15 protein-coding genes and 1 tRNA gene are annotated in these 16,272 nt (G+C 63.4%); 10 read left to right on the top strand and 6 right to left on the bottom strand.

The window, feature by feature from the left end:
* Positions 1-7 precede the first annotated feature (7 nt).
* The 4 genes from NCHOL11_RS09205 to NCHOL11_RS09190 all read left to right on the top strand — a co-directional run bounded on the left by NCHOL11_RS09205 (position 8) and on the right by NCHOL11_RS09190 (position 3,881).
* Positions 8-358 carry a hypothetical protein gene (locus tag NCHOL11_RS09205; protein WP_097092040.1) on the top strand — a complete coding sequence of 117 codons (351 nt, stop codon included), beginning with the start codon at positions 8-10 and terminating at the stop codon, positions 356-358.
* Between the two features lie 152 nt (positions 359-510).
* On the top strand, positions 511-1,968 hold the full coding sequence (gene guaB, locus NCHOL11_RS09200) for an IMP dehydrogenase (protein WP_097092039.1): 1,458 nt from the start codon (positions 511-513) through the stop codon (positions 1,966-1,968).
* Positions 1,969-2,106: 138 nt separating this feature from the next.
* Complete coding sequence (locus NCHOL11_RS09195) at positions 2,107-3,282, top strand: RsmB/NOP family class I SAM-dependent RNA methyltransferase (RefSeq protein ID WP_097092038.1); 1,176 nt, start codon at positions 2,107-2,109, stop codon at positions 3,280-3,282.
* A gap of 77 nt (positions 3,283-3,359) precedes the next feature.
* Positions 3,360-3,881, top strand: a complete 522-nt coding sequence (locus NCHOL11_RS09190; RefSeq protein ID WP_097092855.1) for a tetratricopeptide repeat protein — start codon at positions 3,360-3,362, stop codon at positions 3,879-3,881.
* Between the two features lie 86 nt (positions 3,882-3,967).
* On the opposite strand, the gene rsmA is transcribed toward NCHOL11_RS09190, so the two are convergent.
* The 4 genes from rsmA to NCHOL11_RS09170 form a co-directional block, all read right to left on the bottom strand.
* On the bottom strand, positions 3,968-4,813 hold the full coding sequence (gene rsmA, locus NCHOL11_RS09185) for a 16S rRNA (adenine(1518)-N(6)/adenine(1519)-N(6))-dimethyltransferase RsmA (protein ID WP_097092037.1): 846 nt from the start codon (positions 4,811-4,813) through the stop codon (positions 3,968-3,970).
* Positions 4,803-5,840 (bottom strand): 4-hydroxythreonine-4-phosphate dehydrogenase PdxA, encoded by a 1,038-nt coding sequence (pdxA, locus tag NCHOL11_RS09180; protein WP_097092854.1) that lies wholly within the window; start codon positions 5,838-5,840, stop codon positions 4,803-4,805. Before pdxA ends, rsmA begins: the two co-directional genes overlap by 11 nt.
* Positions 5,818-7,206, bottom strand: coding sequence for a peptidylprolyl isomerase (locus NCHOL11_RS09175; protein ID WP_097092036.1), 1,389 nt, complete (start codon positions 7,204-7,206; stop codon positions 5,818-5,820). The genes pdxA and NCHOL11_RS09175 overlap by 23 nt, the downstream gene beginning before the upstream one ends.
* A gap of 87 nt (positions 7,207-7,293) precedes the next feature.
* Positions 7,294-9,528, bottom strand: a complete 2,235-nt coding sequence (locus tag NCHOL11_RS09170) for an LPS-assembly protein LptD (RefSeq protein WP_097092035.1) — start codon at positions 9,526-9,528, stop codon at positions 7,294-7,296.
* A 225-nt stretch (positions 9,529-9,753) separates the two neighbouring features.
* On the opposite strand from NCHOL11_RS09170, the gene NCHOL11_RS09165 reads away from it, so the two are divergent.
* From NCHOL11_RS09165 to ndk, 3 genes are all read left to right on the top strand, one after another.
* Positions 9,754-11,199 carry a leucyl aminopeptidase gene (locus NCHOL11_RS09165; RefSeq protein WP_097092034.1) on the top strand — a complete coding sequence of 482 codons (1,446 nt, stop codon included), beginning with the start codon at positions 9,754-9,756 and terminating at the stop codon, positions 11,197-11,199.
* Positions 11,199-11,636: a DNA polymerase III subunit chi gene (locus NCHOL11_RS09160; RefSeq protein ID WP_097092033.1), complete on the top strand. Its 438-nt coding sequence runs from the start codon at positions 11,199-11,201 to the stop codon at positions 11,634-11,636. Before NCHOL11_RS09165 ends, NCHOL11_RS09160 begins: the two co-directional genes overlap by 1 nt.
* 91 nt (positions 11,637-11,727) lie before the next feature.
* Complete coding sequence (ndk, locus tag NCHOL11_RS09155; protein WP_037461517.1) at positions 11,728-12,150, top strand: nucleoside-diphosphate kinase; 423 nt, start codon at positions 11,728-11,730, stop codon at positions 12,148-12,150.
* An 83-nt stretch (positions 12,151-12,233) separates the two neighbouring features.
* Here the strand turns inward: ndk and NCHOL11_RS09150 are convergent, their stop codons facing one another.
* A complete protein-coding gene (locus NCHOL11_RS09150; RefSeq protein ID WP_097092032.1) occupies positions 12,234-12,908 on the bottom strand; it encodes a glutathione S-transferase family protein in 675 nt (224 codons plus the stop codon).
* A 164-nt stretch (positions 12,909-13,072) separates the two neighbouring features.
* Between NCHOL11_RS09150 and NCHOL11_RS09145 the strand changes: the two genes are divergently transcribed.
* The gene (locus NCHOL11_RS09145; RefSeq protein ID WP_097092031.1) at positions 13,073-13,864 is read left to right on the top strand and encodes a sulfite exporter TauE/SafE family protein; all 792 of its coding nucleotides are present in this window, start codon (positions 13,073-13,075) and stop codon (positions 13,862-13,864) included.
* Positions 13,865-13,881: 17 nt separating this feature from the next.
* On the opposite strand, the gene NCHOL11_RS09140 is transcribed toward NCHOL11_RS09145, so the two are convergent.
* Positions 13,882-13,955, bottom strand: a tRNA-Cys gene (locus tag NCHOL11_RS09140).
* Between the two features lie 189 nt (positions 13,956-14,144).
* Here NCHOL11_RS09140 and NCHOL11_RS09135 point away from each other — a divergent pair.
* Positions 14,145-14,777, top strand: a complete 633-nt coding sequence (locus tag NCHOL11_RS09135) for a protein-L-isoaspartate O-methyltransferase family protein (protein ID WP_097092030.1) — start codon at positions 14,145-14,147, stop codon at positions 14,775-14,777.
* A gap of 16 nt (positions 14,778-14,793) precedes the next feature.
* Entirely contained in the window at positions 14,794-16,263 is a 1,470-nt protein-coding gene (locus NCHOL11_RS09130) for a TolC family outer membrane protein (RefSeq protein WP_097092029.1), read from the top strand.
* Positions 16,264-16,272: the final 9 nt, after the last annotated feature.

The following is a 16,272-nucleotide window of genomic DNA, read 5'->3' as shown; positions in this document are numbered from 1 at the left end:
GGCGCGCATGGCAAAAGCTGATCGATTGGAACGTCTGGATGCCCGCCGCCTGGAACTGGAGGCGGAATATACGGAGAAGCTGGTGGACGCCTTACGTGTCACGGCTTCAGGGAAATGGGGTTTGTTCGGCTATAAGGATGATCGGGCCAGTCGCGCGGCGATAGCGCCCGTGATCGAAGGACTGGCTGAAATTGGGGAAGCCATAGACAAGGCGCGAGAGCAGCTGTTGATGCCGCCGTTCGCGTTGCAACAGGAGTTTCTGGCATCACGCGGCCCTGTTAGTTCGCAGGCCGTGGGAGAACCGAAGCAGGCGCAGGCATGGCTCGATCGTCTCGTGCCTGCAGCCGACAAATCCTGAACGTGCAGTTTCTCTGTACGGTGAGACGCCCAGCAAGAAAATGCGCCTAAGGTCTGGTCGTTCCGCTGGTTAATGGTTACATGGGCCGCCACGAATCCCCAGCGATCATGCTATGCCCCTTGGCCGATCGCGCAATAGAAAGTGGCTTTTACATGGATATCCGCCTCGGCCTCACCTTTGACGACGTGCTGCTGCAGCCCGGCGAATCTGATGTGCTGCCGAGCCAGGCTGACACCGGCACCTATGTAACGAAGCAGATCAAACTCAACATCCCGATCCTCTCGTCCGCCATGGATACCGTGACGGAGGCCGACATGGCGATCGTCATGGCGCAATTGGGCGGCATCGGCGTCCTGCATCGCAACTTGTCGATCGAAGAGCAGGCAGACGCGGTGCGTGCGGTCAAGCGCTTCGAAAGCGGCATGGTGGTGAACCCTATCACCATCACCCCGCGCGCGACGCTGGCCGACGCGCAAATGCTGATGGAGCGGCATAAGATCAGCGGCATCCCCGTGGTCGAGGATTCGGGCAAGCTGGTCGGCATCCTGACCCATCGCGACGTACGCTTCGCTGAAAATCCGCAGCAGCCGGTCAGCGAATTGATGACCAAGGATAATCTCGCCACCGTGAAGGTGGGCGTTGGTCAGGAAGAGGCTCAGCGCCTGCTCCACCAGCGGCGGATCGAAAAGCTGCTGGTGGTCGACGACGACTATCATTGCGTCGGCCTGATTACGGTCAAGGACATCGAAAAGGCGGTCACCTATCCGCAAGCGACGAAGGATGGGTCTGGCCGCTTGCGTGTGGCTGCGGCGACCACGGTCGGGGACAAGGGGCTGGAGCGTAGCGAAGCGTTGATCGACGCGGAATGCGACCTGATCGTCATCGACACGGCGCATGGCCACAGCAAGCAGGTCGCGGTTGCGGTCGAGGCGGTGAAGCGCCTGTCCAACCATGTTCAGGTCGTGGCGGGCAATGTGGCAACGGCAGAAGCGACGAAGGCGCTGATCGACGCGGGCGCGGATTGCGTGAAGGTCGGCATCGGGCCTGGCTCGATCTGCACGACGCGCGTCGTTGCGGGCGTGGGCGTGCCGCAGCTTACCGCCGTCATGGACTCGGCAAATGAAGCGGCCAAGCAAGGCATTCCGGTGATCGCGGACGGCGGCCTTCGCACCTCGGGCGACGTCGCCAAGGCGTTGGCGGCTGGTGCGGGCTGCGTCATGGTCGGGTCGCTGCTGGCTGGCACGGCCGAAGCGCCGGGCGAAACCTTCCTTTACCAGGGCCGTGCCTATAAGAGCTATCGGGGCATGGGCAGCGTCGGCGCGATGGCGCGGGGATCTGCCGACCGCTATTTCCAGGCGGATATCAAGGACCAGATGAAGCTGGTGCCCGAAGGCATCGAGGGGCAGGTGCCCTTCAAGGGCCCGGCCAAGGACGTCATTCATCAGCTGGTCGGCGGGGTGAAGGCGGCGATGGGCTATACCGGCAGCCGCACGATCAAGGACCTTCAGGAGCGCGCCCGTTTCGTCCAGATCACCAATGCGGGTCTGTCCGAAAGCCATGTTCATGACGTGACCATCACCCGGGAAGCGCCCAATTATCCGACGCGGTAAGATCGCCTATATCCCTCCACTCAATGGAGAGGTGGGGTGGTGAAAGCGTAGCCAGCTTCGGTCGAGTCCTTGAAAGTGCCGCTGGTGCGGCAGGCCCACCCCCGAGGCCCTCCCGCTTGCGGGAGGGGGGAGTATGATATGACACCTGCTGCGCGTGTTCAGGCTGCGATCGAATTGCTGGACGCTATTATCGCGTCTGCGCGCGATGGCGGACCGGCGGCGGACACGTTGATCGCGCGCTATTTCAAGGAACGGCGCTATGCCGGGTCGCGCGATCGGCGGGCCGTGCGCGATCATGTGTATGACGCGGTAAGGCGGGTGGCCGAGCGGCCGGACAACGGGCGGGCGGCGATGGTTGGGCTGGCGCGGGAGCGGCCGGAGCTTGCGGCTCTGTTCGACGGATCGGCACATGCGCCTGCGCCGATCAGCAGCGATGAGCAGGGGGCCGAGGCTGGCGTTGTGCCGGGCTGGCTCAAGCCATTGTTCGCAGCTCCGGTCGAGCAGGAAAAATTGCTCGGCCGCGCGCCTGTCGACTTGCGGGCCAATCGCCTGAAAGCCGCGGCGGCAGAGGTTGCGCCGTTTTTTCCTGAGGCGGAGCCGGTCGAGGGACTTCCCGATGCGCTGCGGCTGCCCGAGGGCTGGCCGGTCGAGCAGAGTGAGGCGTGGAAGCAGGGTCTTGTCGAGGTGCAAGATGCTGGAAGCCAGCTGATCTCGGCAGCGTGCGGGGTCGCACCGGGCATGACTGTCGTCGATCTGTGTGCCGGGGCGGGGGGTAAGACGCTGGCCCTTGCTGCAGCGATGCAGGGGCAAGGAAGGCTGATCGCGGCGGATACGATCCGTTCCCGCCTTGCCCGGCTAAACCCACGGGCGGAACGGGCGGGGGCGACCTTCATCGAAACGCTGCTGCTCGATCAGGGTCATGAGGAGCGTGCGCTGGAGAGCCTGGGCGGGCGCGCCGACGTGGTGCTTGTCGACGCGCCATGTTCCGGCACGGGAACGTGGCGGCGCAATCCTGAGGCGCGCTGGCGGCTAACGCCTGCGCGACTGGACCGGCTGGTTGGAGAGCAGGCGCGAATATTGGACTTCGCCGCGCCGCTCGTCGCTCCAGGCGGGGTGCTTGTCTATGCTACATGCGCGCTCACCGATCGGGAAGGCGCCGGGCAAGTTCAGGCGTTCCTTGATCGTCACGACGGGTGGGCGGCCGAAGATGTGTCGACGGGTGCGGGGCGAGCCCATGGGCAGGGGCGGCTGTTGACGCCCGGACATGATGCGACGGATGGTTTCTATTTCGCCCGGCTGCGCGCTGTTGCATGAAAGAGGCGATGGACAAGCCTGGGCAAAATGACGACACTCGGGTGGAATCATCGCCTGAAACATGGCTGGAGTTGTGCATGCGTTTTACCCCTGCTTCGATCGCCTTGGCCGTTCTGTTGACCACCGTGTCGAGCGCGGGGCTGACACAGCGGCCGGACGCGCAGATATCGCCCTTGTCGGTCGAATGGCAGCAGGCGGGCGTCGCGGCGCGCCAGGCGGGGAATTACGCGGCGGCGAATGATGCGCTGGAAACGGCGCTGGCCGTCGATCCGCGCAATCGCTCTGCCTATATCGAAATGGCCGAAGTGGCGCGTGCGCAGGGCCTTCAGGGCAAGGCGATCCGGCTTTATCGCGAAGCGCTGCTGCTCGATCCAAATGATGTTAATGCCTTGGTCGGTCAGGGCGAGGCAATGGTCGAAAAGGGTGCCATCGCCAAGGCCAGGGAAAATCTCGCCCAGGCGCAAAGTGCATGCAAGAGCGATTGTGCGGCCGTTGGCAAGCTTGCTGCGGCGATCCAGAAGGGGCCGCCCGCGACCGTGCTAAGCGCGAAGGAAGGCGTGACGGTAGTGCCGAAGGCTCCCGAGACGGAGACACCTTGAGGTTTTTAGGCCGGTTTGAGCGTCTTTAGGTAAGCCGCTCACCTCATTTGGCCTCCATGTTCGTTGAGTTCGAGAAAAACGAAGCTCTAGGATCGCTCGCTCATCAGACGGGCTAGAGCCACGAACTCCTCGACGCTCACAGTTTCGGCGCGTCTTTGTGAGTCTATGCCGATCTGTCCAAGCGCATCCAGCGCGCCGGGCACGCTCTTCAGGCTTTGGCGGAGCATCTTGCGGCGTTGGCCGAATGCGGCGGCGGTGAGGCGCTCGAGTTGCTTCAACTCCACGCCCTCCGGCGAGGGCTTGGGGGTGATGTGAACGACGGCGGACATGACCTTGGGCGGCGGCGTGAAGGCGCTGCGGTGGACCTTCATGGCGATGCGGGCCTCGCTACGCCACTGCGACAGAACGGCCAAGCGGCCATAATGGTCGCCACCCGGCTTCGCGACGATGCGTTCGGCCACCTCCATCTGGAACATGAGCGTAAGTGATGACCACCAGGGGAGGGGCTCCCAAGTCGCCGAAAGCCAGCCGACCAGCAGTGCCGTGCCGACATTATAGGGAAGGTTCGCGATGATGTGCGCGCCAGCGCCAGCTTCGGCCTGTGCATCCACCTGCATGGCATCGCCGGAAATGATCCGTAATTGCCCAGGAAAGCTGTCCGACAGTTCGGCGAGCGCAGGGAGGCATCGATCGTCGCGCTCCACCGCCACCAGCCGCGCGCCTGCCCGCAGAATCGCGCGGGTGAGGCCGCCGGGGCCTGGACCGACTTCGAACGCCGGTTGATCCTTTAACGGGCCTGGAATGGCAGCAATGCGGTCGAGCAGCTGTTCGTCGAGCAGGAAATTCTGCCCGAGCGCCTTGCTCGCTTGCAGGCCGTGCGCGGCGATGACTTCGCGCAGCGGCGGCAGGACCGGCCGTGGGTCAGAGGCCATGGGAAAGTCGCGACCGGGCCGCTTCCGCCGCCATCTTCAGCGCAGCCATCATTGCGCCGGGGTTTGCGTTGTCCTTCCCTGCGATGCCGAAGGCCGTTCCATGATCGGGGGAGGTGCGCACGATCGGGAGACCCAGCGTGATGTTGACGCCCTCGTCGAAATGCAGCGTCTTGAGCGGGATCAGCGCCTGGTCATGATACATGCACAGCACCGCATCGTAGGTCTCACGGGCACGCGCATGGAAAAGGCCGTCGGCGGAGAGGGGGCCGACTATATCCATGCCTTCCTCACGAAGGGAGTCGATTGCGGGGCTAATGATCTCTATTTCTTCCCGGCCTAGCGCCCCACCTTCGCCAGCATGGGGGTTAAGGCCAGCGACGACAATGCGGGGGCGGGGAATGCCGAAGTTGCGTTGCAGCCCCTTGACCGTGGTGGTCGCGCGGGCGCGGATCAGGTCGATCGTGAGGACGGAAGGCACGTCGGCAAGCGGAATGTGGATGGTGACGGGCACGACCTTCAGCGACGGCCCGGCGAGCATCATCACGGCATTGTGGGGCGCCACGCCACAGCGTTCCGCAACAAATTCGGTCTGGCCGGGATGGGTGAAGCCGACGCCGTAAAGCTGTTCCTTGCCGACCGGAGCGGTGACGATCCCGGCGGCGGATCCGGTGCGGGCGAGACCCACGGCCGCCTCCAGCGCCTGGAATGCGGTGCGCGCGCCATCGACGCTGGGGGAGCCTGGCACGATGTCGCCAGCGTCAGCGACCTGGAGGCACGGCAGAGCGGAGTCAAACAGTGCCACGGCTTCCTGAGGCGTAGCGATGGGGGCGACAGGGCCAGCCCAGACCCGGCGCAAGGAAGCGGCATCGCCCACCGCAAAGAAGCTGGGCAATCCGCGTGCTTTGCGCATCACCCAGCTTTTTGCGACGATTTCAGGACCTATGCCCGCCGGGTCGCCCAGCGGTACGGCAAAGGGCGCAAGCTCCGGACGAGCCGGGGCTGGATCAGTTATAGTCGATGACGGCATCGCGGCGAAGGTCACGCAGATAGATGCGGGCGCGCTTGTTGACCCGTTCTTCCTCCAACTGTGCCATGATCTGTTCCGCATTCGGCGCTGCGGCGCCGCTTGCTTCGTCGCGGCCGCAGACGACCAGCACGCGCACGCCATCGTTGACCGAACCGAAGGGCGGCGTGGCTTCACCGACCTGCAGGCCAAGAAGGATGTCCTGCAACTGCGGGGGAAGGTCACGGACCTTCACATTGTCATTGTCGACGACATCGGCACCGATCTTGCCGCCCAGTTCATTGGCCTGGCCACATCCTTTGAGCGCCTTGGTCTGCGCGGCGAAGCTCGCGGCCCGGGCGCTCGCCTGCTCCTTGGTGGTGCCTGCGGGGAAACTGATCGACAGCTGCTTGAGGCTGAGCAGGGAATCGCGCGGATCGGCGGTTAGCACCTTGCGCTTGTCCATGACATAGATAACGGAGACGCCGCCCGGAACGGGGATCGGCCCGGCAAGCTGCCCCACCTGCATTTCATTGGCAGCCTTGGCGAGTTCATCGGGCAGCTGCGCGGGGCGGACCCAGCCGAGGTCGCCACCGACCGCTGCGGTCGATGCCTCCGAAAATTGCCGCGCATAGGCGGCGAAGCTGCCGCCCTGCTTGATCTGTTCGATGATGTTGCGGGCGTTGGAGATGATCTGGGCCTGATTTTCCGGTGTCGCGGACAGGTAGATCTCACCGATCCGATATTCATCGCTGCCCTTGGCCGCGTTCATGCGATCGACGACGGATTTCACCTCATCGGCCGAGACATTGACGAAAGGCTGGATGTTGCGGCGGAGCAGGCGGCTCCATGCCAGTTCGCCTTCGATCTGGCGCCTGATGCTGGCGGGCGCGCTGCCCTGAGCCCGCAGATATTGGTCGAACTGGGCGGGTGACTGGCGGAAATTGGCCGCGACCCTTTCATAGCTCTGGTCGACCTCCGCCTTGTCGATCCTGATGTCGTGGGCGGCTGCTTCCTGAATCTGAAGCGTTTCGTCGATCAGGTTGCGCAGCACCTGTACCCGCAGACGCTCCCGCTCCTCGGGCGAAACCTTGCCACCATTGGCGGCGATGATGAGCGCCAGGCGCTGGTCCACGTCCGTGCCGGTGATGATGCGGCCATTGACGATGGCCGTCGCCTTGCGGACGTTGGGGTCATTCTTGCCAAAGACGGTCACGTCCTTCGGCAGGTTCAACTGTTGTGCCGCGACGCCGCTATCATCGTCGTTGACAGTCTGCGCAGTGAGTGTGTTGGCGAACGACCCCATGAGGATCGAGGACAGGAGCAGGGCGCGCGCGCTGGCCCGAAGGGATTGTCCAAGGCGGGAAGGCATGGGAACGACAGGCTGCATCGTCGGGAAAACTCTCCATTACGGTCCGTCGCCTGATGCGACGGTCCGCCTTAACCGGTCCTGAGCGGCAGGGGCGGAGGCTGATCCTTATATGCCGATATTCCGAAAAGCCAGCCGTAGTTGGAAGCTGTTGCCCTTTCGCGCGTCGCCAGCGGCCAGATAATCCCGCCGCCAGGTCAGCCCGAGCGTCAGACAGTCGTCCTCATAGGCGACGCCGAGGCGATGGCGGACGGGTTCGTAGCCGTCGGACGCGCTCAGCGGATCTTCCTTTCTGTCGGTCAGGTTGACGACCGTGGAGCCGAACACGGACCAGAAGCGCGCGAACTGCACGCGCCCGCCAAAGCGCAACTCCTCACGGTCCTGAAGATCCTCAAGGCCCGGCGCGGCGTTGCGGTTGAGCCGGAGATAGCCGACCATCGCGTAGGTCTTGCGGCTCCCCACCGTGGCATCGATTTCGTTGCGGCGGACGGCCAACCCGTCCTTATCCAGGCGAAAGCGATGGATGAGGCTGACGAAATCGCGGAAGCGGACGGTGGTGCGGCCGACGATATCGGACATGCGGTCGGAAAGTCCGGTGCCGTCGGGCAGGATGCTTTCGCGATTGTTGAGTCGATAGCTTTGGCCGACCACGCTTTCCAATGAAAAGCCGGGGAGCGAAAGGCTGTATTCCAGCCCATAGGTGATGCGGGTCGAATCTTCGAACCGGTCATATCCGGCGAAGCGGTTGAGCGCGAACAGGTTGCTGTCTTCCAGGTCGATGGCGCGCGCATCTTCGTTGGGGACGGACAGGTTCGCCAGCTTCGGCGCGGCGACGATCTGCACGCGGGGAGCGATACGCTGCACGCCGCCAAAGGCTTCGCCCATGAAGGGCCAGCGGACATCGATCGCAGCGGCTGCGATGCCGCGTGCCTGCCAGCCTGGATCGCCGGCATAGCGCGCAATGCTGTTCAGGTCATTGTCGCTGCTGTGGTAGACGTCGCCGCGCAGATAGGTGGTGAAATTCACCTCCTGCCCCATGCCCGTCAGCTTGCGCAGGTTCCATTCGAAGGCGGCAAAGGCGCGCTGGGTATCCTCGCCATGCGTGCGGGTAATGGCAAGGCTGTTCGCCTGAAGCTGAATGCGGCCGCCAAGCAGCGGATCGAGAAGGCGCAGGCGGTAGTCGATGACGGGCAGGGCGATCGGCGTCTGCCCTTGAGAATCGCCAAGGCGCAAGGTCTGGACGGCCCAGCCGGCAATCGAGAAATAGCTGTTTTCGCCGATGCGTTGTGCGCCGAGAGTCGAACGCAGCCGGTCGTCGCGGCTGATGTCATAGCGGCGGAGGAAGGTGCGGTCGCTTGCCACGCGAAGCGATCCGTTTACGCTCCATTCCGGCGTCAGCTGCATGGCGCCGCTGGCATCCAGATAGCCGCGGAAGTCCCTTTCGGATCCGACAGGGCCGGTCGCCGTGGGAAGGGAACTACTGGCGTCGATGCGCCGCGCGTGGGTCGCGTAGCCGGTGATCTGATAAGCGCCCCGGTCCCAGCGGTGGCGGAAATTCGCCTCCAGCATCGGCAGCGTCTTGGAATAGATATGCGGCGTGATCGTCAGATCGCGGTTCGGCGCCAGCTTTATATAATAGGGCAGGGCGACTTCGATGCCATTGTTCCGGTCATAGCGGAGGTTCGGCACCAGCAGCCCCGTGCCTCCCGTGCCGCCGACGGGGTGCGAAAAGCCTGGCAGGGGAATGAGCGGCAGGCCAAATATTTCCACGCTGGCATTACGATATCGCACCCGCGCGGCGACCGGGTCATAGACGACCTTCACCGCCTTGATCTGCCAGGTTGGTTCCTTGGGACAGCCATCGCTGTCCTCCACGCTGCAACCGGTATAAGCGGCTTTGTGCAGCGTGTAGACGCCGTTCACCCGAACGCCTTGCACCGCCGCAAGCCTGCCGCCCGACTGGAGGACGAGCAGCATATTCTCGACGGTTCCGTCCTTCAGCGTGTCGGTGACCTGAAAGCGATCGCCGTAAGCGATGTTGCCTTCGGGATCGGTCGCCGAGACATTGCCGCGCGCTTCCACCTGGCCGGTCGTGCGGTTCCACACCACGGTGTCCGCGCGCAGCCGGTTGCCCTGCCGCAGCAATTGCACATTGCCGCTGGCCGTCACAATCTCCGTATTGCTGTCATATTCAAGCGCGTCGGCGGAAAAGCCGATCTGTTCGTCGCTGGTTGGCACGGGGGCATCCGGCGCGCCGATGGTCGCCTGCGGAGTTTGCAGGTCCTGCGCGAGAGCATGGGGGGTCACAGCCAGGCAGGCCGTGGCCGCGCTTGCCGCCAGCATATGTTTCAGACGCGAGGTATGGGAGAAATTCTGCAAGGGGATCGTGCCTCTTCAGGGGCGCTTCGTTGCCGGCCTATCGCACTGCTTTGCGCGCACCGCAATCTTCGTCACGCTTCTTTTACGGGAAATCGGTCGAACGGCTTTGCCAGATGGAGGAAGCGACATTATCTGGCATGGAGCGCTTAGTAGCGCCCCACGATCACAAAGCACATAGAAGGACCCTTGATGGAAATCGCATTCGCCCCGGTGCGTCCGGACGCCGACACCCTGGTCTTTGCCGTTCCCAAGGGCGGCTTCGATGCGTTGCCGATCTCTGCGGCAGCGACTTTGGCGGCGGGCGCGGCGGCGGCGCGCTTCACTGGTGAGGCAGGCGGCAGCTTTGAAAGTTTTGCCGAAGAAGGCGGCAAGGTGCTGCGTATCGTTCTGGTGGGCACTGGCGGCGGAAGCGAGACCGACTTCGAGCGGGCAGGAGCCGCGTTGACAGCGCGCCTGCTCACAAGCGGCGCGAGCCATGCGGCGGTGGAGTTCTTCGGCGGCGCAAGTGGCGACAAGGCCGCTCATTTCGCATTGGGCGCCCTGCTGCGGGGCTGGCGGATTGACACCTACCGCACACGGCAGCCGGAAAAGGCGAAGCCGACATTGACGAAATTGTCGATCGTCGCGGACGGCGCGGATGCGGAGTGGCAGCGGCTTTCGGCGATTGCCGACGGCGTGGCCTTCGCCCGCGAACTCGTGTCCGAGCCCGCCAATATCCTGTATCCGGAAAGCTTCGTCGAACGCTGCCGCCATCTGGAACAACTGGGCGTCAAGATCAGCGTGCTCGACAAGGCGGCTATGGCGGAACTCGGCATGGGTGCGCTGCTCGGCGTGGCGCAGGGGTCGGTGCGTGAACCGCGTCTGCTCGCGATGGAGTGGGATGGCACGAATGGCGCGGGCGGCAAGCCTGTCGTGTTCGTGGGCAAGGGCGTTACGTTCGACACTGGCGGCATTTCATTGAAGCCCGGCGCGGGTATGGAAGACATGAAATGGGATATGGGCGGCGCTGGCGCAGTCGCGGGCGCGATGAAGGCGCTGGCGGGGCGCAAGGCGAAGGCGCGCGTCGTCGGCATCTGCGGCCTTGTGGAAAATATGCCTGACGGCAATGCCCAGCGGCCGGGCGACATCGTCACCTCCATGTCGGGACAGACGATCGAGGTGATCAACACCGATGCGGAAGGCCGCCTAGTGCTGTGCGACGTTATCACCTGGGCACAGAAGACCTATGCGCCTGAGGTCATCATTGATCTGGCGACGCTGACCGGCGCAATGATCGTCGCGCTTGGCGATCAATATGCGGGGCTGTTCGCTAATGATGAAGGGCTGGCTGAAGATCTGATCGCTGCGGGCAAGGTGGCGGGCGACCAGTTGTGGCGCTTCCCGCTTGGCGACGCCTACAACAAGCTGATCGACAGCCCGATCGCCGACATGAAAAATATGGGCGCGCGCTATGCCGGTTCGATCACGGCGGCTCAATTCATCAAGCGTTTCGTCGATGATGGGGTGAAGTGGGCGCATCTGGACATTGCTGGCATGGTCTGGGCCGACAAGCCGGGTGCCACCTGGGACAAGGGCGCGACCGGCTATGGCGTGCGCCTGATCGACCAACTGGTGGCGGACAAGTACGAAGGCTGATGCAGGTCGATTTCTACCAGCTCAGCCGCGATCCGGTGGACCGGGTGCTGCCTGCCATAGCGGCACGCGTGCTCGGCCTGGGTGAACGGCTGCTGGTAGTTGCGCAGGATGAAGCGGCGCTGGACCGAATCTCGGCGGGCCTGTGGAACGGTCCGCCTGAAAGCTTTCTGGCCCACGGCCGGGCAGGAGAGGGGGCGGACGCCGTTCAGCCCGTTCTCTTAGGTCAGGATTGCAGCGCCGCCAATGGGGCCCGGCATATCGCGATTGCCGACGGGCTATGGCGTGAAGAAGCGTTGGAGTTCGAGCGCGCCTTCTACTTCTTCGATTCGCTGACTGTTGAAGGCGCGCGGCAAAGCTGGCGTGCCTTGTCGAAGCGGGAAGGGGTGACGCCTCGCTTCTGGCGGCAGGAGCAGGGGAAATGGGTGCAAGGACCCTAGGCAGGAAGGGCTCGTCGACGCCCCCTTGCGGTGCGGGGCGGCGCGGTCTAAAGGGCGCGCCAATTCCAACCATCCGGAGCTTTTGAGCCTCATGGCCGTAACCCGCACCTTTTCGATCATCAAGCCTGACGCCACGCGCCGCAACCTGACCGGGGCCGTGACCAAGAAGCTGGAAGAAGCGGGCCTGCGCGTCGTCGCATCCAAGCGCATCCGCATGAGCCGCGAACAGGCTGAAGGCTTCTATGCCGTTCACAAGGAACGCCCTTTCTTCGCCGATCTGGTCGCCTTCATGATTTCCGGCCCGGTCGTCGTCCAGGTTCTGGAAGGCGAAGACGCCGTGAAGCGCAACCGCGATATCATGGGCGCCACCAATCCGGCTAACGCCGACGAAGGCACGATCCGCAAGGAATATGCCGAGTCGATCGAAGCGAACTCTGTCCATGGTTCGGACAGCGAGGAAAATGCCGCGATCGAGATCGCCTATTTCTTCAAGCCGGAAGAAATCGTCGGCTGATCTGCCAGATCATTTATGAAAAAGGGCCGGTAGCGCGTGCTTGCCGGCCCTTTTCTTTTTGGACTGAGCTTGGCGACGGGCGGTCAGTTTGAGAGCGGCGGCGCTTCGAATCGGTCGATCACCCATTCCTCAGCCTGCGCGCCACCGATCCATTCCTGCATCCAGGGATGTGCGATAACCGCCTGCATATAGGCTTCGGCGAAGCGCGCGACCGGGAGTTGGTACGTGATAAAGCGCGTGACGACCGGCGCGAACATCACGTCTGCGGCGCTGAATTCGCCGAAGAGGAAATCGCCCGTGCCGCCATAGCGGGCGCGCGCTTGCGCCCACAGCTGCATGATGCGCGCAATATCCTGCGCGACTGCTTCAGAGGGCTGAACGGCGTCATAGATCTGCCGGATGTTCATGCTGTGCTCGCGGCGCAGCGCGGCAAAGCTGGAATGCATCTCCGCCGCCATCGACCGGGCCATCGCGCGAGCGGCGGTATCCGTCGGCCAGAATTTGTCTCCGCCCGTTTTCTCGTTCAGATATTCGATGATTGCCATGCTATCCCAGACGACCGTGTCGTCACCGTCCCACAAAATGGGGACCTTGCCCGAGGAGGGGGCGAATTCGTCGCCCTCGCGCCGTTTTTCCCAAGCTTCGTCGTAAAGCGGAACCACGACTTCCTCGAACGGCAATCCGCTGAGCTTACAGGCGAGCCAGCCGCGCAGGGACCAACTGGAATATGCCTTATTGCCTATGAATAGCTTCATCATCGCCCTTCTTTAGACGGCCGAAGGAAGGGAAGTCGAGAGCTACCGGGCGGCGCATCTGACTCACTTTCTATATTATTGGTAGAAAATCCCACGTGCGGGGCTTGGCTGCATCATGGGGCTCGTCGTATGGCGCGAGGCGAGTTGAATGCCGGAGTAGGGGGATTATGGACTGGCTGCATGGTGTAGCGGGCCTGTTCGTGGGAATCATGGTCGGCATGACTGGCGTCGGCGGAGGATCGCTGATGGCGCCGATCCTCATCCTGCTGTTCGGCGTCGCTCCTGCCACGGCGGTGGGCACCGACCTCTGGTTTGCGGCGATAACCAAATCGGTGGGCGGCGCGATCCATCACCGTCATGGCGGACCGGATGGCGGGCCCGATTATGAAGTGGTGAAGCGCCTTTGTTTCGGCAGCCTTCCCGCCGCGCTCATAACGCTGCTCATCCTTTCCCAGACCCATGTTCAGCAGATCAAGAGCGGTATCGTCACGAACGCCTTGGGCGGGGTGCTGATCGCGACGGCGATAGCGACCCTGCTGCGTGGGCGTTTTCACCGCTGGGCGCTGGCCCGTCGCGTCGGTACGGCGGACCGCTTCATGCGCTGGCAGCCCGCGCTGACCGTCGCCGCGGGCGCGCTGCTGGGTGCAATGGTGACACTGACATCGGTCGGTGCCGGAGCGATCGGCGCGACGTTGCTTCTCGCGCTTTATCCCCTTCGCATGCGGCTGCAGCGATTGGTGGCGACGGACATCGTCCATGCCGTGCCGCTTACCCTGGCAGCGGGGCTGGGCCATTTGTGGATCGGCAATGTGAACGGCACGCTGCTCTTCAACCTGCTGATCGGATCGGTCCCCGGCATCATCATCGGGTCATTGCTTGCCACGCGCGCGTCGGATCGCGTGCTTCAGCCGCTGTTGGCAATCATCCTGGTCCTGGTGGGCTGGCGACTCATCGCCTGAGCAAAAGCTGAGCGCTTTGGAGGCCCGAGCCGGAATCGAACCGGCGTGCAAGGATTTGCAGTCCTCTGCGTAACCACTCCGCCATCGGGCCTCGGCGTGGGTGGCCGCAAATGTGCGGCTTTTGATCCAAAGTCAAGCGGGCGGGTGACCGCCGAGACCAAGATTATCATCTCCGCGCACTGAAAGCCGCTTGGCGTGGCTTGTCCCGTGATCTAGAGGTCCCGATAATGTCAGCGCTGTATTGTCATGCCAATACAGTTGTGCCAATCGAGGTAGTATCGTGACCGAGCAGAATTTTTCATCGATGCGGGCCGCAATGGTCGAAAGCCAGCTTCGCACCAGCGATGTCGATGATCAGCGCGTGATTGCCGCAATGGCCCGTGTGCCACGGGAAGACTTCGTGCCTTCGGAACGACGCGCGATGGCTTATGTTGATCGTTCGATTCCCCTGGCTAACGGGCGCGCCCTCAATCCGCCGCTCGCTACCGGCCGCTTGCTGAAGGAAGCACAGGTGGAGCAGGGCGACCGCGTCCTTCTGATCGGCGCTGCGACGGGATATAGCGCAGCGCTGCTTGCCGCCCTGGGTGCGAAGGTGACAGCGGTAGAGGCTGAAGATGGTCCGCAATTGGCGGCGGAGGGCGCTACCATCGTCCGTGGTCCGCTGGCAGCGGGAGCGCCCGACGGTGCGCCGTACGACATCCTGTTCATCGACGGGGCGGTGCAGGAAGTGCCCGCTGCGCTGATCGCGCAACTAGCCGATGGCGCGCGCGTCGTGACGGGTCTGGTTGAGCGCGGTGTCACGCGCCTGTGCAGCGGCCGCGTGGTATCCGGCGTCCTCGGTCTTGTCAGCCTGACCGACCTGGAGATGGTAGTTCTGCCCGGTTTTGCTGCGCCGGAGCGATTTGTCTTTTAACCGACCTGGGGGCGTCATGACCGCAAAGCAGGTGATTCTTCGGTGCTCCGCTGCCACGGGTCTGCTGCTCCTGAATGCTGGCAGTGCACAGGCCGAGACGCTGCAGGGCGCGTTGGCGAAGGCATACCAATATAATCCGACGCTCACCGGGGCGCGGGCCCAGCAGCGCGCGACCGATGAGAATGTGCCGATCCGAAAAGCGGATGGACGGCCTGATCTCGCCACGACCGCCGAATTCCAGGAACTGCTGGTCAAGCCTGCCCAGGCTTTTCTTGCGCCGGACCGATCGCTCGCGGGCACAGCGACCATCAACGTGCCAATCTATCAGGGTGGGGCGGTTCGGAACGGGGTGAAGGCGGCCAAGGTTCGCGTGCAGGCTGGACAAGCCAATCTGCGCGGAACGGAAGCATCGATCTTTTCGCAGGTCGTCAGTGCTTATATGAATGTCATCCGCGACAGCGCCATCGTTTCGCTCAACCTTGCCAATGTAAGCGCGCTCGGCGTCAATCTGCAGGCGACGAGCGATCGGTTCGAGGTGGGCGACCTTACGCGGACGGACGTCGCCCAATCGGAATCGCGGCTGGCGTTGGCGAGGGCCGATTTGCAGACGGCGCAAGCTAACCTGATCAACAGCCGCGAAAATTACATAGCGCTGGTGGGTGCTGTTCCGGACAATCTGGAGCCGCCGCCGCCGCTCCCCGGTCTTCCCAATGCGCCCGAGACAGCGGTGCAGGTAGCGCTGGCCGACAATCCTGATCTCGCCGCCGCGCGTAAGGCACGGGAAGCGGCCGGCTATGACGTGCGGGTGGCGAAGGCGGCTGTGCTTCCGACCCTCTCAGGCTTTGCGCAGGGCAGCTACACGCATTATCTGGGATCGTTGAGCAGTGTCCAAGGGCAGCCTGATGTCTCGCAGGTCAACAAACAGGCAGTAGCGGGCGCGACCTTGCGTCTTCCTCTCTATCAGGGCGGTCGGCCCGGAGCGCAGGTGCGACAAAGCCAGGCGCTGCAATCTCAGTCGATCGAGCAAGAGATCGAGGTGGAGCGGAACGTCATCGCGCAGACCCGGTCCGCTTATGCAAGCTGGCAGGCTTCAGTGCAGAGCATCGAGTCCAACCAGAAGGCGGTGGAAGCAGCCAACCTGTCGCTGGAAGGTGTGCGGGCAGAAAATTCGGTGGGCAGCCGGACCATCCTGGACATATTGAATGCCGAACAGGAAGCGCTCAATGCCCGGGTCCAGCTCGTGTCGGCGCGCCGAAACGCCTATGTCGCGGGCTTCAGTTTGCTGGCAGCAATGGGGCATGCGGAAGCGGATGACCTGAACCTGGAAACCGGCGCGCTCTACAACCCCATGGTTAATTATGAGCGCGTCAAGGGCAAGTGGTTCGATTGGGATTTCGACCCCGCGCCCCGTTCCCAAGCGACTAGAACCGTTGACACGCCTGCACAAAATGCCAATGTGCCTGCTGGGTTGGCGCAGCAACCTTAGGTTAACAGG

It is taken from the genome of Novosphingobium sp. Chol11 (assembly GCF_900218065.1).
GTDB classification, from domain to species: Bacteria; Pseudomonadota; Alphaproteobacteria; order Sphingomonadales; family Sphingomonadaceae; genus Sphingobium; species Sphingobium agri.
Note: the sequence above shows the minus strand (reverse complement) of the source record. Positions and strands in the feature narration are given on the sequence as shown.

Coding starts and splice junctions, on each gene's coding strand:
- NCHOL11_RS09130 (WP_097092029.1), top strand. CDS start 14,794: ATGACCGCAAAGCAGGTGATTCTTCGGTGCTCCGCTGCCACGGGTCTG.
- NCHOL11_RS09195 (WP_097092038.1), top strand. CDS start 2,107: ATGACACCTGCTGCGCGTGTTCAGGCTGCGATCGAATTGCTGGACGCT.
- NCHOL11_RS09205 (WP_097092040.1), top strand. CDS start 8: ATGGCAAAAGCTGATCGATTGGAACGTCTGGATGCCCGCCGCCTGGAA.
- guaB (WP_097092039.1), top strand. CDS start 511: ATGGATATCCGCCTCGGCCTCACCTTTGACGACGTGCTGCTGCAGCCC.
- NCHOL11_RS09190 (WP_097092855.1), top strand. CDS start 3,360: ATGCGTTTTACCCCTGCTTCGATCGCCTTGGCCGTTCTGTTGACCACC.
- NCHOL11_RS09170 (WP_097092035.1), bottom strand. CDS start 9,528: ATGCTGGCGGCAAGCGCGGCCACGGCCTGCCTGGCTGTGACCCCCCAT.
- rsmA (WP_097092037.1), bottom strand. CDS start 4,813: ATGGCCTCTGACCCACGGCCGGTCCTGCCGCCGCTGCGCGAAGTCATC.
- NCHOL11_RS09160 (WP_097092033.1), top strand. CDS start 11,199: ATGCAGGTCGATTTCTACCAGCTCAGCCGCGATCCGGTGGACCGGGTG.
- NCHOL11_RS09150 (WP_097092032.1), bottom strand. CDS start 12,908: ATGATGAAGCTATTCATAGGCAATAAGGCATATTCCAGTTGGTCCCTG.
- pdxA (WP_097092854.1), bottom strand. CDS start 5,840: ATGCCGTCATCGACTATAACTGATCCAGCCCCGGCTCGTCCGGAGCTT.
- NCHOL11_RS09145 (WP_097092031.1), top strand. CDS start 13,073: ATGGACTGGCTGCATGGTGTAGCGGGCCTGTTCGTGGGAATCATGGTC.
- NCHOL11_RS09165 (WP_097092034.1), top strand. CDS start 9,754: ATGGAAATCGCATTCGCCCCGGTGCGTCCGGACGCCGACACCCTGGTC.
- ndk (WP_037461517.1), top strand. CDS start 11,728: ATGGCCGTAACCCGCACCTTTTCGATCATCAAGCCTGACGCCACGCGC.
- NCHOL11_RS09175 (WP_097092036.1), bottom strand. CDS start 7,206: ATGCAGCCTGTCGTTCCCATGCCTTCCCGCCTTGGACAATCCCTTCGG.